The following is an 18,624-nucleotide window of genomic DNA, read 5'->3' as shown; positions in this document are numbered from 1 at the left end:
GCGTGCGCCGGGCCACGGGCACCCGGCCGTGGGCGCCCGACCACGGGTTCCGGGCCGCGGCGGGCCCGTCGGCGGTCTCACCGGTCATCCGGGAATACCCGCCGCAGCTCCCCTGGTTGGCACACTGGACGTCCGTCCGCCCGGAACGACCGGTTCCGGGCGGCTGTGCGTCGGACGCGGACCGCCGCGGCCGGGCCCACCGCCCGCCGGGGTCCGCGACCCTGCCCGCACGACCGGATGCACCATCGACCGGGGAGCACGAGGAGGCTTCAGCCAGGTGACGCAGCACCCCGTACGCGCGGCCCGTCGCGAGCGGCTCGCGCAGCTGGGCACGGGCCCGGCGCAGACCGCCGGCACCGCCCCGTCGGCCCGTCGCGGCCGCCTCCAGGCGCTGATCGGCGGGCGGCCGCGGCGTCCGCGGCGGATCGCCATGCTGAGCGTCCACACCTCGCCGCTGCACCAGCCGGGCACCGGCGACGCCGGCGGCATGAACGTCTACATCGTGGAGCTCGCCAAGCGCCTCGCCGAGCTGGACATCGAGGTCGAGGTGTTCACCCGGGCGATCGCCTCCGACGACGCCCCGACCGTGCAGCTCGCCCCCGGCGTGCTCGTCCGCCACGTCACCGCCGGGCCGTACGAGGGCCTGGTCAAGGAGGACCTGCCGGCCCAGCTCTGCGCCTTCACCCACGGGGTGCTGCGCACCGAGGCGGGCCACCGCCCCGGCCACTACGACCTGGTGCACTCGCACTACTGGCTGTCCGGGCAGGTCGGCTGGCTGGCCGCCGAGCGCTGGGGCGTGCCGCTGGTGCACACCATGCACACCATGGCGAAGGTCAAGAACGCCTCGCTGGCCGAGGGCGACACCCCCGAGCCGGCCGCCCGGGTGATCGGCGAGACGCAGGTCGTGGAGGCCGCGGACCGGCTGATCGCCAACACCGCCGAGGAGGCGGCCGAGCTCTCGCACCACTACGACGCCCGCGGCGACCAGCTCGCGGTCGTCCACCCCGGCGTCAACCTGGACGTCTTCCGTCCCGGCAGCCGGTCGGCCGCCCGGGCCGCCCTCGGGCTGCCGCAGGACGCCGCAGTGCTGCTGTTCGCCGGCCGGATACAGCCGCTCAAGGCGCCCGACGTGCTGCTCAGCGCGGTCGCCGTGCTGCTGGCCCGGCGGCCCGAGCTGCGCGAGCGGCTGGTCGTCCCGGTGGTCGGCGGGCCGTCCGGCACCGGCCTCGCGAAGCCGGAGAGCCTGCACAAGCTGGCCGCCCAGCTCGGCATCTCGGACGTCGTCCGCTTCCACCCGCCGGTGGGCCAGGCGCGGCTCGCCGAGTGGTACCGCGCCGCGACCGCGCTGGTGATGCCCTCCTACAGCGAGTCCTTCGGCCTGGTCGCCCTGGAGGCGCAGGCCTGCGGCACCCCGGTGGTGGCGGCCGCGGTCGGCGGCCTGCCCGTCGCCGTCCGGGACGGCGTCACCGGCAGCCTGGTGCACGGCCACGACCCCGCCCGGTGGGCGGCGGCGCTGGAGCCGTACGCCACCGCCCCCGAGCTGGTGCGCGAGCGCGGCGCGGCGGCGGCCCGGCACGCGGCGGGGTTCGGCTGGGACACCGCGGCCGCCGCCACCGCGGAGGTCTACGCCCAGGCGATGGCCCGCCCGGCCGGCGGGCTCCGGCTCGCCTGAGGCACCGCACGGGGCGCCCGTCGCCCCGTGCCCGCCGGGTTTCCCCGTGCCCCTGCTGGGTGCCGGGCCGTACCGCCGAGTAGCGTCGGCGTCATGGCATTCCGTACCAAGGACGAGGCGCTGACCCTGCTGCGCACCGCGCTCGACGAGGCCGGGGTGGGGTGGGAGCCGGCCGTGACCGACCCGTACACGCTGGTCGCGACGCTGCCCGGCACCCGCAAGCTGTCCACCACCTGCGCGCTGCGGGTGGGCGACCACACCCTGTCGGTCAACGCGTTCGTGATCCGCCGGCCGGACGAGAACCACGAGGCCGTCTACCGCTGGCTGCTGGAACGCAACACCAGGCTGTACGGCGTCGCGTACGCCGTCGACCGGCTCGGCGACGTCTACCTCGCCGGGCGGCTGCCGCTGGAGGCGCTCACCCCCGACGCCGTCGACCGGCTGCTCGGCACCGTCCTGGACAACGCCGACGAGCCCTTCAACACCCTGCTGGAGCTGGGCTTCGCCACCGCGATCCGCCGCGAGTGGGAGTGGCGCACCAAGCGCGGCGAGTCCACCCGCAACCTCTCGGCCTTCGCCCACCTGGCCGGCCCGGCCGGCGACGGGCCCGCGGCGGACGCCCCCGGGCCGGTCGCGGCCGACTGAGCGGGACGGGCGGTCAGCCGCCCGCGGCGCTCGCGGCCGGCTCGGCGGCGACGGTGTCGGCCGCCCGGTCGGCCGCCGCCGGGGCCCCGGCCGGAGCCGTGGCCGGTGCGGGCCGCCGGCCGAGCAGCAGGAAGGCCCCCGCCGCGACCGTGCCGAAGACGGCGCAGGCACCCCAGACCGCCCGGCCGCCGGCGTGCTCCAGCAGGTAGCCGCCGGCCGCCGGGCCGACGAACGAGGCCAGCGACCAGGAGAGCGAGTAGACGCCCTGGTAGCGGCCGCGGGCGCGGGCCGGGGACAGCTCGGCGACCAGGCCCATCATGGTCGGCGCGGCCATGATCTCGCCGATCGTCCAGACCGCCACGGTGGCGGCGTAGAACCCGGCCGAGCCGCCGGCCAGCGCGGTCAGACCGAAGCCCCAGCCGGTCAGCAGCGAGCTGGCGACCAGCAGGCCCGTCCGGCTGCGGCCCTCCATCGCCCGGGTGAGCGGCAGCTGCAGCAGCACGATCAGCACGCCGTTGAGGCCGATGACCAGGCCGTACCGGGCCGCCGAGATGCCCGCCAGGCCCATGTCGACGGCCAGCGTGGTGCTGCCCTGCTGGGCGACCACGGCCAGCAGCAGGTTCACCGCCACCAGCGCCATGAACCGGCCGTCCCGGAAGACCGTGCCCAGGCCCGCCGGGGGCTCCGCCGGGACGGCGCCGGCCGCGGCCGTGCCCGCCGGGCGCTGCTCGGGACGGGACTCCGGCCGGGACTCGGGGACGCGGACGAAGACCACCACCGCACAGGCGAGCGTGGAGGCCGCGTCGATCAGGAACAGCGCGAGGTAGCCGTGCGCGGCGATCAGACCGGCCACCGCCGCGGAGACGCCGAAGCCGATGTTGATCGCCCAGTAGTTCAGCGAGTACGCCCGCACGCGGTGCTCGGCGGGGACGAGGTCGGCGATGATCGCCGAGATCGCCGGCCGGGAGGCGTTGCTCGCCAGGCCGACCAGGAAGGCCGTCACGGCGATCGCCACCCGGTCCTGGCAGAAGCCCAGGACGGCGGTCGACACCGCGGTGCCGAGCTGCGCGGCCAGCAGGGTCGGCCGCCGGCCCCAGCGGTCGGCCAGCACCCCGCCGCCGACGGCGGCGATCGCCGAACCCAGGCCGAAGAGCGAGGCCACCAGGCCCGCGTAGGCGGGGGAGAAGCCGCGGTCGTCGGTGAGGTAGAGGGCCAGGAAGGTCACCACGAAGCCGCCGAGGCGGTTCACCAGGGTCGACGTCCAGAGCCACCAGAACTGGCGGGGCAGCCCGCCCACCGCCTGGGAGACGGTGCTGCGCAGGCGGACGGCGGCGGACATCGGCGGCTCCCGGGGCATGACCGACCGGCGCGCCCGGGAGGAGGGGTGGACCGCCCGGACGCTCGGTAAGTGGCACAAGTGGTAGCCGCACATTACCCGGGATGAGACGGTCGGACCAGCGGATAACCGGCTCCTCTAAACTGGCGCCCATGGCTGACACGACCTACCGACTCATCCTGCTCCGCCACGGCGAGAGCCAGTGGAACCAGAAGAACCTCTTCACCGGATGGGTCGACGTCGACCTCAACGAGAAGGGCGAGAAGGAGGCCGCCCGCGGCGGCGAGCTCCTCCTCTCCGAGGGGATCCTCCCCGACGTGGTGCACACCTCCCTCCTGCGCCGCGCCATCCGCACCTCCCAGATCGCGCTCGACAAGGCCGACCGCCACTGGATCCCGGTCCACCGCAGCTGGCGCCTCAACGAGCGCCACTACGGCGCCCTGCAGGGCAAGGACAAGGCCCAGACCCTCGCCGAGTTCGGCGAGGACCAGTTCCAGCTGTGGCGCCGTTCCTACGACACCCCGCCGCCCGTGCTCGCCGACGACGCCGAGTACTCGCAGGCCGGCGACGCCCGCTACGCCGAGATCCCGAGCGAGATGCGTCCGCGCACCGAGTGCCTCAAGGACGTCGTCGAGCGCATGCTCCCCTACTGGTACGACGCGATCGTCCCGGACCTCGCCGCCGGCAACACCGTCCTGGTGACCGCCCACGGCAACAGCCTGCGCGCCCTGGTCAAGCACCTGGACGGTATCTCCGACGCCGACATCGCCGGCCTGAACATCCCCACCGGCATCCCGCTCGTCTACGAGCTCGACGCCGACTTCAAGCCGGTCACCCCCGGTGGCCGCTACCTCGACCCGGAGGCCGCGGCCGCCGCCATCGAGGCCGTGAAGAACCAGGGCAAGAAGTAACAGCCCCACGCCATCGGCCCCCCGTCCGGCGCTTCCCGCGCCGGGCGGGGGGCCGATCCGCGTCCTCGGCCGGGTCGGTGTAGAGAACCGGGTGACGGCTCCGTCCACGGAGCGGGTGCGCCACCGCGGCGCGCCAAAGAGCGAGGAGTCCACGTGCCGAAGTACCTGCTGATGGTCAACCACGACGGCGGAGCGTTCGAGGAGCCCATGGACCGGTGGGCCCCGGGCGACGTCGCGGCGCACTTCGACTACTACGCGGCGCTGACCGAGGAACTGGTCGCGAGCGGGGAGATGGTGCAGTTCACGCCGCTCGCCGACCCGCGGCTGGCCAGGATCGTGCGCTCGGACGGGGTCTCGGCCCCGGTGGTGACCGACGGCCCCTTCCCGGAGTCCAAGGAGGTGCTGGCCGGGTTCAACCTCGTCGAGGTGGAGTCCGAGGCCCGTGCCCTGGAGATCGCCGCCAGGATCTCGGCGGTGCCCGGCCCCGGTGGGGTGCCGACGCAGCAGCCGGTCGAGGTGCGCCAGGTGATGACCGACGCGGCGTTCGACCTGTGACCGACCGGCCCGTCGTCGAGGACCTGCTGCGCTCGCTGGCGCCGCAGGTCCTCGGCGTGCTGACCCGGCGGTGGGGCGACTTCTGCGCCTGCGAGGACGCCGTCCAGGAGGCCTTGATCGCCGCCGCCCGGCACTGGCCCGCGGAGGGCGTCCCGGACAATCCGCGCGGCTGGCTGCTGCGGACCGCCGAGCGCCGCCGCACCGACCTGATGCGCAGCGAGGCGGCGCGGCGGCGGCGCGAGGAGCGCGTGGCGAGGGAGCCGGCCGCGGCGCAGGCACCGGCGGCCGACGACTCCCTGGCCCTGCTGTTCATGTGCTGCCACCCGGCGCTCACGCCCGCCTCGGCGATCGCCCTGACGCTGCGGGCGGTCGGCGGCCTGACGACCGCCCAGATCGCGGCCGCCCACCTCGTCCCCGAGGCGACGATGGCGCAGCGCATCAGCCGGGCCAAGCAGCGGCTCAAGGGGTCCTCGACGGTGTTCGACGTGCCGGAGCCGGGCGCGCCGGACCGGCCGGAGCGGCTCCGCCGGGTGCTCCACGTGCTGTACCTGATGTTCAACGAGGGCTACACCACCTCCGGCGGGCCCGTCCTGCACCGGGCCGACCTGTCCGGCGAGGCCGTCCGGCTGGCCCGGGAGCTGCACCGGAGCCTGCCGGCCGACGGCGAGACGACCGGGCTGCTGGCCCTGATGCTGCTGACCGAGGCCCGCCGGCCGGCCCGCACCGGCCCGCACGGCGAGCTCGTCCCGCTGGACCGGCAGGACCGCACCCGCTGGGACCGCGACCTGATCGCCGAAGGCACCGCGCTGCTCAGGAGTTCCTTCGCCCACCGGGGGCGGCCGGGCGAGTACCGGCTGCTGGCCGCCGTCGCGGCCGTCCACGACGCGGCCGCCCGGGCCGAGGACACCGACTGGCCGCAGATCCTCGGCCTGTACGGACTGCTGGAGCAGGTGGCCGGCAGCCCGCTGGTCACGCTCAACCGGGCGGTCGCCCTCGCCATGGTCAACGGTCCGGCCGCCGCCCTGGAACTGATCGACGGACTCGACGCGGAGGGCGGGCCGCTCGCCGGCCACCACCGGGTGCACGCCGTGCGGGCCCACCTGCTGGAGACGGCGGGCGACACGGCGGGCGCGCTGGACTCGTACCGCACGGCGGCGGCCCGGACGACCAGCATGCCGGAGCGGCGCTACCTCACCGCCCGGGCCGCGCAGCTGCACGGGCGGGCCGCGGAGGGGCCGCCCGGCCGCGAGGGGTGAGCCCGCCGCCGGCGGCAATCCGCCGACGCTCCGTCAGTCCGCCTGTGCCGCAGACTGGTTCAGACCATTGACGGGGCGGGCGGCCGCTCCTAGCGTGGTGGTCCGCACCTGGCGCGGGCACGCCAAACCCCATGCTGAGCGCTGCCCGCCGGGGCCTTCCCTGCACGCACACGCACACTCCATCCACCCCCACGGAGGGAGCACCATGCGCAAGCGTCACATCCTGGCGGCCGCGGCGGCCGCCGCGGCCGTCCCACTGGCCACCGCGATCCCCGCGTACTCGCACGCCTGGATCACCACCCCGCCGAGCCGGGCCGCCCTGTGCGCCGCCGGCACCGTGAAGAACTGCGGCGACATCCAGTGGGAGCCGCAGAGCGTCGAAGGGCCGAAGGGATTCCCGGCCCAGGGCCCGGCCGACGGCACCCTCTGCGCGGGCGGCAACAGCCGCTTCGCCCAGCTCGACGACCCGCGCGGCGGGGCGTGGCCGGCCACCCGGGTGAGCGCCGGCCAGCGGCTGACCTTCACCTGGAAGTTCACCGCCCGGCACGCCACCACGCAGTTCCGCTACTACCTCACCAAGCCGGGCTACAACGCGGGCAGCAAGGTGACCCGGGCCAACCTGGACACCACGCCCTTCCTCACCGTCCCCTACAACGGCGCGCAGCCGCCCGCCACGCTGAGCCACACCGCGACCCTGCCCTCCGGCCGCACCGGCCACCAGGTGGTCCTGGCGATCTGGGACGTCGCGGACACCGGCAACGCCTTCTACCAGTGCATGGACGTCACCTTCTAGGCGTCCGGCCCGATCCGCCCCGGCACGGCGACGATCCGTGCCGACACGGCGACGCCCCGGCCGGACGACGCAGCAGCGCCGCCCGGCCGGGGCGTCCGGCGTCAGTGGCCGCCGCAGCAGCCGCCGTCCGCGCCGCCGCACTGGCAGGGGGCGCCGGACTGGCAGCCGCAGCCGCACCCCGGCCCGCAGCCGCAGCCCGCGGCGACGACCGGCAGCAGCTTCACGGAGGGCGGCGCGGCGGGTCCCGCCGCGGCCGTGGTCGGGTTCTGGTCAGCCTTCATCGCGGTCGGGTCCTCCTCATCGACGGCTGTCGACGGCAGTCGACGGCACACCACGGCACGCCGCAGCACCCGCCGGCATGCCCAGAACGAGTGAAAACCGGTCCCGGACGGGGCGTCAACGGGCGCGCGGAGGTAGGGCGCCCGCGCACGCGTGCGCCCCCGGCCGACGCGCCCCCGCCGTGCCCCGTCCGGGGGCCGCGGATCACTCGGCCTGCAGGGCCGCCGCCTCCGCCGCGAACTCGTCCGCGTGCTCGCCGGTCACCAGGAAGACCACGCGCTTGGCCACCGACACCGCGTGGTCCGCGAACCGCTCGTAGTAGCGGCCCACCAGGGTCACGTCGACCGCGGTCTCGATGCCGTGCTGCCAGCGGTCGTCCAGCAGGTGCGAGAACAGCTCGCGGTGCAGGGCGTCGATCGCGTCGTCGTCCCGCTCCAGCTCCAGGGCGGCGTTGGCGTCCTTGGTGGAGATCACCAGGCCGGCCTTGGCGACCAGGCGCTGGGCGAGCTGCCCCATCTCCAGCACGATCGGGTGCAGGTCGTTCGGCACGGCCGACTCGGGGTAGCGCAGCCGGGCCACCTTGGCCACGTGCCGGGCCAGGTCGCCGCAGCGCTCCAGGTCGGCGCTCATGCGCAGGCTGGTGACCACGATGCGCAGGTCCGTCGCGACGGGCTGCTGCCGGGCCAGCAGGTCGATGGCCCGGTTCTCCAGGTCGTGGTGGAGGTCGTTGACCTTCTCGTCGGCGGCGATCACGCTCTCCGCCAGGGCCAGGTCCGCGTCGAGCAGCGCGGTGGTGGCCCGGCCCATGGCCGAGCCGACCAGCCGGGCGAGCTCGACCAGGCCGTCGCTGATCGAGTCGAGTTCCTCGTGGTACTGGTCGCGCATGCTCTCTCCTCCTGGCCGCCCGTCCCCCCGAACGGAGGGCCGGCCGGTCCGTCAGTAGCTCTGTCGGTGGCGGTGCCGACCGGTCCGTCCCGAGGACGGCCGCTGCTGGTGGCGCGAATGGTAGCCGCGTCACCGCCCGCACGGGCTTGCGTCGACCACACTGAGCCGTCCGGGCGACCGCGCACGACCCCCGCAGTGAACCGGTGGAGGACTGAAGGTGAATTCTCGGCAACGTGCGGCCGAGCCCTTGATCGCACCCTTGGGGAGCGTGCCCGACCTGCGCTTAGGCTGAGTGGCATGGACGTGAATGTGGCCACCGCCGCTGCCTGCGCCATAGCCGGGCTCGGCGTCGGTCTCACGGCCGCCATCGCCTTCCGCTGGAGCGAGCGCGAGCAGGCCCGCGGCGCCTCCCCCCGGGGCGGCTCCGCCGGCAGGACCGGGGGCAGCGGGCTCCTGGCGTACGAACCCCCGTTGCCGGCAGGCGTGGACACGGTGCTCTCCGTGCTGCGCTCCTGCGCGATCGTGCTCGGCGAGGGCGACGAGGTGGTCAAGGCCAGCTCCGCCGCCTACGCGATGGGGCTGGTCCGCGGCGGTGCGGTGGCCGTGGAACAGATGCTCTCGCTGGCCCGGGCGACCCGCCGCGACGGCGAGATCCGGCAGGTCGAACTGGAGGTGCCCCGGCCCGGCGGCGCCCGTGCGTCCGACCCGCTGGCCGTCTCCGTCCGGGTCGCCCCGCTGGGCTCCCGGCTGGTCCTCGTCCTGGTCGAGGACCTGACCGAGCGGCGCCGGATCGAGGCGATCCGCCGCGACTTCGTGGCCAACGTCTCGCACGAGCTCAAGACCCCGGTCGGCGCGCTCTCGCTGCTCTCCGAGGCCGTCGCGGACGCCTCCGACGACCCGGAGGCCGTCCAGCGCTTCGCCGGCCGGATGCAGATCGAGGCGACCCGGCTGGCCAGCCTCGTCCAGGAGATCATCGACCTGTCCCGGGTCCAGGACGACCAGCTGCTGGTCGACCCCGAGCCCGTCCCGGTCGACGAGCTGATCGCCGAGGCGATCGACCGCTGCCGCCAGCCCGCCGCCGCCAAGCAGATCCTGATCGCCGCGGGCGGCACCGGCGGCCTCTACCTGCACGGCAACCGCGGCCAGCTCGCGGCCGCGCTCGGCAACCTCGTCGAGAACGCCGTCAACTACAGCCCGCCGCGGACCCGGGTGGCCATCGCCACCCGCCGCATCTCCAGCGCCGCCGTCCTCGGCGAGGCCGACGGCGAGCTGATCGAGATCTCGGTGACCGACCAGGGCATCGGCATCTCGGAGAAGGACCGCGAGCGGATCTTCGAACGCTTCTACCGGGTGGACCCGGCCCGATCAAGGGCCACCGGCGGAACCGGCCTCGGCCTCTCCATCGTCAAGCACGTCGCGGCCTCCCACCGCGGCACCGTGGCGGTGTGGAGCGTCGAGGGCCAGGGATCCACCTTCACCCTGCGGCTCCCGGCCGGGCAAGTGCCCGCCGGCGGCCGCGCGACCGTCCCGCCGACCGAGGCGGACGAGACCGACACCACAGCACCAACCCCCCTTCCTGCCCCGGAGGCCCGATCGTGACCCGAGTACTGGTGGTCGAGGACGAGGAGTCGTTCAGCGACGCCCTCTCGTACATGCTCCGCAAGGAGGGATTCGAGGTGGCCGTGGCCGCCACCGGCCCCGACGCCCTGGAGCAGTTCGAGCGCAACGGCGCCGACCTGGTCCTGCTCGACCTGATGCTGCCGGGCCTGCCGGGCACCGAGGTCTGCCGCCAGCTGCGCGTCCGCTCCAACGTGCCGGTGATCATGGTCACCGCCAAGGACAGCGAGATCGACAAGGTCGTCGGTCTGGAGATAGGTGCGGACGACTACGTCACCAAGCCCTACTCCACCCGTGAGCTGGTCGCCCGCATCCGCGCGGTGCTCCGCCGCCGCGGCGAGGACGGCAACGGCAACGGCGACGGCAGCGGCCCGGGCGCGCTGGAGGCCGGCCCCGTCCGGATGGACGTCGACCGGCACGTGGTGACGGTGGACGGCGCCAAGGTCGACCTGCCGCTCAAGGAGTTCGACCTGCTGGAGATGCTGCTCCGCAATGCCGGCCGGGTGCTCACCCGCATGCAGCTGATCGACCGGGTCTGGGGTGCGGACTACGTCGGCGACACCAAGACCCTGGACGTCCACGTCAAGCGGCTGCGCGCCAAGATCGAGCCGGACCCGGGCGCGCCGCGCTACCTGGTCACCGTCCGCGGCCTGGGCTACAAGTTCGAGCCGTAGGCCGGCCCGGGCCGACCGGCCCCGGTGACGACGACGGCCGAGGGCCCCGCTCCGTGCGGGGCCCTCGGCCGTTGCAGTCGATACGCGCGGTTCGCTGCGGCTCGGTGTGCCGAGGCTCAGTGCGCCGAGGCTCAGTGCGCCGAGGCGCTCGCCGTCGCGGTGGCCGAGCCGGTCGCCGTGGCCGAGGCGGTGGCGGAGGGCGAGCCCGAGGCGGTGGCGGAGGGCGAGCCGGTGGCGGTGGCCGAGGCGCTCGCGGAGGCCGACGGCTTGGCGCTCTCCTCGGGAGCCTTGGGGCCGAACGAGGCGTACAGGCCCTCGGCCGGCACGACGCCGACCGGCAGGCCGACCTTGCCCGCGGTCTTGAAGGTGAAGTCGGTGTCGGCGTAGCCGCCGAGCGGGAGCTTCGCCGAGGACAGGTGGACGGCGGGCTGGCCCTCGCCGCCGATCAGCACGGAGCCGCCGGCCGGGATGGTGATCTCGGACACCTCGGCGCCCTTGGCGTCGGTGAAGGTGGCGTTGCCGGCGCCCTCGACCGACACGGACTGCAGGACCTCGGGGGCCGAGCCGGTGTTGGCGATGTTGACCGTCAGGTTGACCGGGCCGGCCTCGTCCGAGGAGGCACCCTTGGCGGTCACCAGCAGCACGTTGTTGAGGCGCAGGTTCTGGCCGACCGAGGTCGCCGCGTTGTCCGGCTTGATCTGCAGGGTCTCCGCCTGGTTGCCGGCCGCGCAGGCGGACAGCGGCAGAACAGCGGCGAGGACGATGGCGGCGACCGCGCCGCGTCGAAGGCTCCGGCTCACGGCGGCGACTTCTCCTTGGGTGTGGATCACGGATGTGGATCACGTGGGGTGGTCAGCGATCAGACTACCGACCGCTTACGCCCGCCTCCCACGGGGTGGCCCCGTGTCGCGGTCCTCCGTCCGTACGCACCCGCAGCACGCCGCCGCGGCGATCCCGGACGTCCACGAACCGGCGCAGGTCGCACGGGTCCCGCCGGGAGGGTCACCGGATAACGGTTCGGACACGGCGGCGGATCGGACGAAAACTCAAGATCCAATCATGGTTTCGGCGGTGTTGCCAGAGGTTTCGCCGAGCTGCCGAACCGCCTCCGACCTGCGGGAAGCCCTCCTCGAACACCGGTCGCAGCACGTCATGGGGGTGGTTGTCAAGCCCTGAGACCTGCCCTGACCTGCGAAAACGCCCTTCGGGTGCGCCGAGAAGCGTGTTATTCTGGAAAGCCACGGAAGGGGTCCTGTCACATGACGTTCAAGGTTGGCGACACGGTGGTCTACCCCCATCACGGGGCCGCGCTGATCGAGGCCATCGAAACTCGCCAGATCAAAGGTGTGGACAAGACCTACCTGGTGCTCAAGGTGCAGCAGGGAGACCTGACACTGCGTGTGCCCGCCGAGAACGCGGAGTTCGTCGGCGTGCGCGACGTGGTCGGTCAGGAAGGTCTCGACCGGGTCTTCGAGGTGCTGCGCGCGCCGTACACCGAGGAGCCCACCAACTGGTCGCGTCGCTACAAGGCGAATCTCGAGAAGCTCGCCTCGGGCGATGTCATCAAGGTCGCCGAGGTCGTCCGCGACCTGTGGCGCCGCGAGCGCGAGCGCGGCCTGTCGGCCGGCGAGAAGCGGATGCTCGCCAAGGCTCGCCAGATCCTGGTCAGCGAACTCGCGCTGGCCGAGAACACCAACGAGGACAAGGCGGAGACGCTGCTCGACGAGGTCCTCGCCTCCTAAGCGGCTTCGCAACGCCCAGCGCCCGATGCCGGTGCGCGATCCCGGTCACACCGTTGTCCGGGTCGGTCTCCGGCACCTCGGGCGCTTCGGCGTGCCCGCCCACGGTGCATCCGGGCCGCGGGTGCCGGCCGGGTGACGGCGCGTTCGGCGGGCCCGCGCGCCCGTCGTGCGGACGCCCCGCACGGGCCGTCGCACCCCGGTCGCACGCCGGCCCTGCGCGCGGGGTGTCGGACTCGTCGGAGCGGTTTGGCTAACGTGCAGTCGGAAGGGGTCCGTCGCGTACGCCGTGCGGCGCACGCCATGGCCATACCCACTTCGCCGAAGGAGCGAAACCTGAACGGGTCAGCAGCAGTTGCAGCGGCGGTGGTGCCCGCCGCCGGGCGCGGGGAGCGGTTGGGGCCCGGCGCCCCGAAGGCCCTCCGCGAACTCGGCGGGGTGCCCCTGCTGGTCCACGCCGTCCGGGCGCTGGCCCGCAGCCGGGCGATCGGCCTGGTCGTGGTCGCCGCCCCGCCGGACGGGGTCGCCGAGGTGGTCGCCCTGCTCGGCAGCCACGGCCTCGACGGCAAGGACGTCCGCGTGGTCGCCGGCGGCGCCACCCGGCAGGAGTCCGTCCGGCTCGGACTCGCGGCCATCCCCGAGGAGGTCGAGGCGGTGCTGGTGCACGACGCGGCCCGGCCGCTCGTCCCGGTCGAGGTGGTGGACGCCGTCGCCGCCGCCGTCCGCGCCGGGGCCGACGCCGTCGTCCCCGCCGTGCCGCTCGCCGACACCGTCAAGCGGGTCGAGCCGCAGGAGCCCGGCGTGCCCGAACCCGTGCTGGAGACCCCGGACCGCTCCGCGCTGCGCGCCGTGCAGACCCCGCAGGGCTTCCGCCGCTCGGTGCTGCACGAGGTGCACGAGAAGGCGGTCGCCGAGGAGTCGGCCGGCGGCCTCCCGCCGGTCACCGACGACGCCGGGCTGGTCGAGCGCTTCGGCGGCCGGGTCGTCGTGGTGCCCGGCCACGAGGAGGCGTTCAAGGTCACCCGTCCGCTGGACCTCGTGCTCGCCGAGGCCGTGCTCGCCCGCAGGAGGGCCTCCGATGGTTTCTGACCCCACCGGCGCCGCCGGCTCCGCCGTCCCGGCCGCTCCCGTCATGCCGCTGGTCGGCATCGGCACCGACGTGCACGCCTTCGAGGCCGGCCGCCCGCTGCGGGTCGCCGGACTCGACTGGCCGGACGCCGGTGACGGCCTGGCCGGGCACTCGGACGCCGACGTCGCCGCGCACGCCGCCTGCGACGCGCTGTTCTCCGCCGCCGGCCTCGGCGACCTCGGCGCGCACTTCGGCACCGACCGCCCGGAGTGGTCCGGCGCCGCCGGCACCGCCCTGCTCGCGGAGGCCGCCCGGATCGTCCGCGCCGCCGGCTTCGAGATCGGCAACGTGGCGATCCAGGTGATCGGCGTCCGCCCGAAGATCGGCAAGCGCCGCGCCGAGGCGCAGGCCGCGCTCTCGGCCGCGGTCGGCGCCCCGGTCGCCGTCTCCGGCACCACCACCGACGGCCTCGGCCTGACCGGCCGCGCCGAGGGCCTGGCCGCGATCGCCACCGCCCTGGTGTACCGCACCTCCTGACGTCCCGCCGGTCCGCCCGGCCCGCCGCCCTGACGGCCCGTCCGCCGGGGCGGCCCGCCCGGGCACGGGCCGGCGGGCCCCGGAACCGCTGCGACGGTGGGAGTCCCGCGCCCGTAAAGGTGGCGGGGCACCCCTGTGGGCCCACTACGCTTGACGCTGTGACCCTTCGCCTGTACGACACCAACACCCGCCAGGTACGCGACTTCGTCCCGCTTGTACCGGGCTGTGTCTCGATCTACCTGTGCGGTGCGACCGTGCAGGCCCCGCCCCACATCGGGCACATCCGGTCCGGCCTCAACTTCGACGTGATGCGCCGGTGGTTGGGCTACCGCGGCTACGACGTCACCTTCGTGCGCAACGTCACCGACATCGACGACAAGGTGATCGCCAAGAGCCGGGAGTTCGGCATCCCCTGGTGGCAGATCGCCTACGCCAACGAGCGCGCGTTCAACGACGGCTACGCCGCCCTCGGCTGCCTGCCGCCCACCGCCGAGCCGCGGGCCACCGGCCACGTGCCCGAGATGATCGAGATGATGCGCGGCCTGATCGAGCGCGGCCACGCCTACGCCTCCGAGGGCAACGTCTACTTCGACGTGAAGTCCTACCCGGACTACCTGGAGCTCTCCAACCAGCAGCTGGAGAACCTCCTGCAGCCCGAGGGCGAGGGCGAGACCGGCAAGCGGGACGCCCGCGACTTCGCCATGTGGAAGCGGGCCAAGGAGGGCGAGCCCAGCTGGGAGACCCCCTGGGGCCGCGGCCGCCCCGGCTGGCACCTGGAGTGCTCGGCCATGGCGCACAAGTACCTCGGCCGGGCCTTCGACATCCACGGCGGCGGGATCGACCTGATCTTCCCGCACCACGAGAACGAGATCGCGCAGTCCAAGGCCTACGGCGACGACTTCGCGGCGTTCTGGGTGCACAACGCCTGGGTCACCATGAGCGGCGAGAAGATGAGCAAGTCGCTCGGCAACTCGGTGCTGGTCTCCGACATGGTGCAGCGCTGGCGCCCGATCGTGCTCCGCTACTACCTGGCCTCCCCGCACTACCGCTCGATGATCGAGTACAGCGAGGAGTCGCTGCGCGAGGCCGAGACCGCCTTCGCCCGCATCGAGGGCTTCGTCGAGCGGGCCGTCGAGCGCTGCGGCGCGGTCGACCCGGCCCCCGAGGTCCCGCTCGCCTTCGCCGAGGCGATGGACGACGACCTCGGCGTCCCGCAGGCCCTCGCCGTGCTGCACACCGCCGTCCGCCAGGGCAACAGCGCGCTGACCGCGGACGACAAGGACAGCGCGGTGGCGCGACTCGCCGAGGTCCGTGCGATGCTCGGAGTGCTGGGCCTCGACCCGCTCGACGACTTCTGGGCCGGCGGCAGCCGCGGCGACGACCTGCACGGCGTGGTCGACTCGCTCGTCCGGCTCGTCCTGGACCAGCGCCAGGCGGCCCGGGACCGCAAGGACTACGCCACCGCGGACGCCATCCGCGACCAGCTCGGGCTGGCCGGGCTGGCGATCGAGGACACCCCGTCCGGCCCCCGCTGGACGGTCAACCAGTAGGTCCCGCCCACGGGCGGGACCGGCGAACCAGTAGCCCCGGCCACGGGGCGAGCGTGGGCCGCAGCCGGTGCTCCACCGGCTACGGCCCATCCTCATGACGAACCTCAAGACGTAGAAGAGACAGGAAGTACAGCCATGGCCGGCAACAGCCAGCGCAGGAACCGCCGCAACCCCGGGTCGAAGAAGGGCGCGAGTGTCGGTACCGGCGGCCACAGCCGGAAGGCACTGCAGGGCAAGGGCCCGACCCCGCCCGGGGAGGCCCGCAAGGGACACCCCAAGCAGCGTGCCGCCAACGCCGCGCTCAAGCGCGAGCGGGACGCCAAGTCCCGGGCCGGCATGCGCCGGGCCGGCGGCGCCGGCCGGGGCGGGCGCGGCGGCGCCGGTGCCGCCGAGCTGGTGGTCGGCCGCAACTCCGTGGTCGAGGCCCTGCAGGGCGGCGTGCCGGCCAACGCGCTGTACGTGATGCAGTTCATCGACACCGACGACCGGGTCCGCGACGCGTACCAGGCCGCCAACGAGCGCGGCGTCCCGCTCATGGAGGCCCCGCGCGCCCAGCTCGACCAGATGACCGGCGGCCTCAACCACCAGGGCCTGGTGCTGCAGGTCCCGCCGTACGAGTACGCGCACCCGGACGACCTGGTCGCCGAGGCCGCCGACGCCGGCGAGGACGCGCTGATCATGGCGCTGGACGGGGTCACCGACTCCCGCAACCTCGGCGCCGTCGTCCGCTCCGCCGCCGCCTTCGGCGCGCACGGCGTGGTCATCCCCGAGCGCCGCGCCGCGGGCATGACCGCCGGTGCCTGGAAGACCTCCTCGGGTGCCGCCGCCCGGCTGCCCGTCGCCCGCGCCACCAACCTGACCCGCGCCCTGGAGGCCTACCAGAAGGCCGGTCTGATGGTGGTCGGCCTGGCCGCCGACGGCGAGGCCGAGATCGGCGACCTCGACGCGCTCACCGGCCCGGTGGTCATCGTGGCCGGCTCCGAGGGCAAGGGCCTCTCCCGGCTGGTCGCCGAGACCTGCGACATCCGGGTCCGCATCCCGATGCCCGGCCAGACGGAGTCGCTGAACGCCGGTGTCGCCGCCGGCATCGTGCTGTACGAGGCCGCCCGGATGCGCGCCCGCCGCTGACCGGCGGCGGTCGCCGGGGGTGGTTCCCCGCCGGCCGGCAGCGCCGCAACGGCGCTGTTCCGCCCGGAACGGACAGCTTCGTGGGAGGAACCGATCGGGTCCGGCCGGGCCCGATCGGTTTTCCCATGATCACTTCAAATCCACGCCGGGAATCCACCCGGGAGAGTGTCCTCCGGGCCCGTCACCCGGTTAGTGGGGTGTGGACACCAGAACACCTCGGCGCCCGGGACAGGGCGGCACGGCGGGGATAGACCCCGGACCGGGCCTCAGCACGGTCAGGGTGCCGTCCGATCCCGCGAAGCTCAGCAGCACCCAGGCCAGCTTCCGCATCCGGCTCGCCGCCCCGGTGGCCCCGATGATCGACGTGCCGGTCGGCGCGGCCTTCGGGGACCCGTACGGCATCCGGGCCGGCGCGGCCGGCCTCGGCGCCCGACCCCTGGTCACGCCGCAGGTCGTGGTGCCGAGCGCGCAGATCCCCGCCTTCGCGGGGGCCGGCACCGCCGCGCCCCGGCGCAAGGGCCGGGTCACCACCGTCACCTGGAGCGGTCAGACGGCGCCCGGCGACATGGCGGCCACCCGGCTGCTGGAGGCCGTCCGGCTCACCACCGTCCCCGCCCCGGCGGGCGCCCCCGGCTTCGGCCCGACCGGGCCCGGCGCCGGCGGACCGGGCGACGAGACCCAGCCGCTGCACGCCGTACCGCGCCAGGCGGGCCCGCCCCCGCTGCCGTACGAGCCGATCACCCGGGGCTGGACGCCCAGCGGCGACCTGCCCGAGGCCCCCGCGGCCGCGGGCCCGGCCGACGCCCGGCACGCCCGCTACCCGGGCCGCCGGGTCGACCTCGGCCTGGTGCTGCTGCCGCTGCGGGTCGTACTCGGCTCGCTTTCCGTCTACGCCGGCTTCAGCAAGCTCTGCGACCCGGTGTACTTCGACGGCGGCGAGCGCGGCTCGATGATGCGCTGGCTCTCCTCGCTGCACCCCTGGAAGGTCGCCGAGCCGCTGCTCGCGTTCGCCATGAACCACCCGGTCGGCGCCGGGCTGGGCGTGGCGTTCACCGAGATCGTGGTCGGTGTCCTCACCGTCCTCGGCCTCTGGCAGCGGGTGGCGTCCGCCGCGGCGATGACGCTCTCCGCGGCGCTGCTCTTCACCGTCAGCTGGCGGTCGGTGCCGGTGTACGACGCCCCCGACCTGATCTTCCTGGCGGCATGGAGCCCGCTGCTGATCGCCGGGGCGCCGTTCGGCTCGCTGGACGGCCGGATCGCCCTCGACGCCTGGCGGCAGTACGGCCCCGAGGCGACGCAGGCGATCCGTCGGCGGGTGCTGCGGCGCAGCTCCGTGGTGGCGGCGGTGGTCGTCGGGCTGACCCTGCTGATCGGCTCGATGCTCGGAGCGGCCGTCCGCACCGGCGGCGGCACCGGCCCGGCGCCGGTCAAGCCGCCGACCGACTACGGCTCCCCGCTCTGGCCGGGCAACGGCACCGGCAGCTCGCAGTCGTCGACGCCGAGCCCCTCCCCGTCGCCCAGCCGGTCGACCTCCCCGTCCCCCTCGGGGAAGTCCTCGCCGTCCTCCTCCTCGACCAGGGGCGGCAAGTCCAAGTCGACCAAGTCGGGTGCCACCGCGGGCAGCAGCGGCGGACCGGGCCGGTCCACCAGCACCCGCGGGAGCTCCTCGGGCGGCACCGGCGGCAGCGGGTCCACCCCGCGGCCCGGCAGCAGCACCGGCCTGATCGGCGGCGTGCTCGGCAGCGCGCCGCTGGGCGGCCTCACGTCCCTCGGCATGGACCGGCCCACCGGGCCGGCGGCCACGGCCTGAGGCGCCGCCGGAAGAGCTGTCGGCGGCCCGGGGCGCGGCGGCGCACCGAACGGCGGAGGGGCCTCCCACCCGGGTGGGACGGCCCCCCCCCCGGCCCGGGGCGTGGGCACCCCGCCCCGCACCGGACAACACACCACAGAAAAACACACACCACAAAACAAAAAACCA

The 18,624-nt window shown here is 74.6% G+C and carries 18 protein-coding genes; 14 read left to right on the top strand and 4 right to left on the bottom strand.

Annotation, left to right across the window (positions count from 1 at the left end; translation table 11 throughout):
• The first annotated feature begins 391 nt into the window (after nt 1-391).
• Together mshA and ABZ641_RS03950 are read left to right on the top strand one after the other, a co-directional pair.
• Entirely contained in the window at nt 392-1,672 is a 1,281-nt protein-coding gene (gene mshA / locus ABZ641_RS03955) for a D-inositol-3-phosphate glycosyltransferase (RefSeq protein WP_359979002.1), read from the top strand.
• 93 nt (nt 1,673-1,765) lie between these two features.
• Complete coding sequence (locus ABZ641_RS03950; RefSeq protein ID WP_359978970.1) at nt 1,766-2,317, top strand: YbjN domain-containing protein; 552 nt, start codon at nt 1,766-1,768, stop codon at nt 2,315-2,317.
• Nucleotides 2,318-2,330: 13 nt separating this feature from the next.
• Here ABZ641_RS03950 and ABZ641_RS03945 read toward each other — a convergent pair whose 3' ends face one another.
• Complete coding sequence (locus ABZ641_RS03945) at nt 2,331-3,656, bottom strand: MFS transporter (RefSeq protein ID WP_359978967.1); 1,326 nt, start codon at nt 3,654-3,656, stop codon at nt 2,331-2,333.
• 149 nt (nt 3,657-3,805) lie between these two features.
• On the opposite strand from ABZ641_RS03945, the gene ABZ641_RS03940 reads away from it, so the two are divergent.
• The 4 genes from ABZ641_RS03940 (at nt 3,806) to ABZ641_RS03925 (ending at nt 7,168) form a co-directional block, all read left to right on the top strand.
• A complete protein-coding gene (locus ABZ641_RS03940) occupies nt 3,806-4,564 on the top strand; it encodes a phosphoglyceromutase (protein ID WP_344625240.1) in 759 nt (252 codons plus the stop codon).
• Nucleotides 4,565-4,717: 153 nt separating this feature from the next.
• Nucleotides 4,718-5,119, top strand: a complete 402-nt coding sequence (locus ABZ641_RS03935) for a YciI family protein (protein WP_359978964.1) — start codon at nt 4,718-4,720, stop codon at nt 5,117-5,119.
• The gene (locus ABZ641_RS03930) at nt 5,116-6,375 is read left to right on the top strand and encodes a DUF6596 domain-containing protein (RefSeq protein WP_359978961.1); all 1,260 of its coding nucleotides are present in this window, start codon (nt 5,116-5,118) and stop codon (nt 6,373-6,375) included. Before ABZ641_RS03935 ends, ABZ641_RS03930 begins: the two co-directional genes overlap by 4 nt.
• 205 nt (nt 6,376-6,580) lie before the next feature.
• Complete coding sequence (locus ABZ641_RS03925) at nt 6,581-7,168, top strand: lytic polysaccharide monooxygenase (protein WP_359978959.1); 588 nt, start codon at nt 6,581-6,583, stop codon at nt 7,166-7,168.
• A 101-nt stretch (nt 7,169-7,269) separates the two neighbouring features.
• On the opposite strand, the gene ABZ641_RS03920 is transcribed toward ABZ641_RS03925, so the two are convergent.
• Together ABZ641_RS03920 and phoU are read right to left on the bottom strand one after the other, a co-directional pair.
• On the bottom strand, nt 7,270-7,449 hold the full coding sequence (locus ABZ641_RS03920) for a hypothetical protein (RefSeq protein ID WP_344625244.1): 180 nt from the start codon (nt 7,447-7,449) through the stop codon (nt 7,270-7,272).
• 202 nt (nt 7,450-7,651) lie between these two features.
• The gene (phoU, locus tag ABZ641_RS03915; RefSeq protein WP_344625245.1) at nt 7,652-8,332 is read right to left on the bottom strand and encodes a phosphate signaling complex protein PhoU; all 681 of its coding nucleotides are present in this window, start codon (nt 8,330-8,332) and stop codon (nt 7,652-7,654) included.
• Nucleotides 8,333-8,629: 297 nt separating this feature from the next.
• Here phoU and ABZ641_RS03910 point away from each other — a divergent pair, with 297 nt between their 5' ends.
• Both ABZ641_RS03910 and ABZ641_RS03905 read left to right on the top strand, forming a co-directional pair.
• Nucleotides 8,630-9,931, top strand: a complete 1,302-nt coding sequence (locus tag ABZ641_RS03910; protein WP_344625246.1) for an ATP-binding protein — start codon at nt 8,630-8,632, stop codon at nt 9,929-9,931.
• Complete coding sequence (locus ABZ641_RS03905; RefSeq protein ID WP_030267755.1) at nt 9,928-10,623, top strand: response regulator transcription factor; 696 nt, start codon at nt 9,928-9,930, stop codon at nt 10,621-10,623. Before ABZ641_RS03910 ends, ABZ641_RS03905 begins: the two co-directional genes overlap by 4 nt.
• Nucleotides 10,624-10,754: 131 nt before the next feature.
• Here the strand turns inward: ABZ641_RS03905 and ABZ641_RS03900 are convergent, their stop codons facing one another.
• Nucleotides 10,755-11,423 (bottom strand): DUF461 domain-containing protein, encoded by a 669-nt coding sequence (locus tag ABZ641_RS03900; RefSeq protein WP_344625247.1) that lies wholly within the window; start codon nt 11,421-11,423, stop codon nt 10,755-10,757.
• A 459-nt stretch (nt 11,424-11,882) separates the two neighbouring features.
• On the opposite strand from ABZ641_RS03900, the gene ABZ641_RS03895 reads away from it, so the two are divergent.
• From ABZ641_RS03895 to ABZ641_RS03870, 6 genes are all read left to right on the top strand, one after another.
• The gene (locus tag ABZ641_RS03895; protein ID WP_014136563.1) at nt 11,883-12,365 is read left to right on the top strand and encodes a CarD family transcriptional regulator; all 483 of its coding nucleotides are present in this window, start codon (nt 11,883-11,885) and stop codon (nt 12,363-12,365) included.
• 300 nt (nt 12,366-12,665) lie between these two features.
• The gene (gene ispD / locus ABZ641_RS03890; protein WP_344625248.1) at nt 12,666-13,451 is read left to right on the top strand and encodes a 2-C-methyl-D-erythritol 4-phosphate cytidylyltransferase; all 786 of its coding nucleotides are present in this window, start codon (nt 12,666-12,668) and stop codon (nt 13,449-13,451) included.
• A complete protein-coding gene (gene ispF / locus ABZ641_RS03885) occupies nt 13,441-13,968 on the top strand; it encodes a 2-C-methyl-D-erythritol 2,4-cyclodiphosphate synthase (RefSeq protein WP_344625249.1) in 528 nt (175 codons plus the stop codon). Before ispD ends, ispF begins: the two co-directional genes overlap by 11 nt.
• 158 nt (nt 13,969-14,126) lie before the next feature.
• Complete coding sequence (cysS, locus tag ABZ641_RS03880; RefSeq protein ID WP_344625250.1) at nt 14,127-15,518, top strand: cysteine--tRNA ligase; 1,392 nt, start codon at nt 14,127-14,129, stop codon at nt 15,516-15,518.
• 135 nt (nt 15,519-15,653) lie between these two features.
• Complete coding sequence (rlmB, locus tag ABZ641_RS03875) at nt 15,654-16,646, top strand: 23S rRNA (guanosine(2251)-2'-O)-methyltransferase RlmB (protein WP_344625251.1); 993 nt, start codon at nt 15,654-15,656, stop codon at nt 16,644-16,646.
• 280 nt (nt 16,647-16,926) lie between these two features.
• Entirely contained in the window at nt 16,927-18,456 is a 1,530-nt protein-coding gene (locus tag ABZ641_RS03870; RefSeq protein ID WP_359978951.1) for a DoxX family protein, read from the top strand.
• Nucleotides 18,457-18,624: the final 168 nt, after the last annotated feature.

It is taken from the genome of Kitasatospora sp. NPDC007106 (assembly GCF_040634455.1).
Lineage (GTDB): Bacteria > Actinomycetota > Actinomycetes > Streptomycetales > Streptomycetaceae > Kitasatospora > Kitasatospora arboriphila.
The sequence above is the reverse complement of the archived record's forward strand: the minus strand, read 5'-3'. Positions and strand labels throughout refer to the sequence as shown.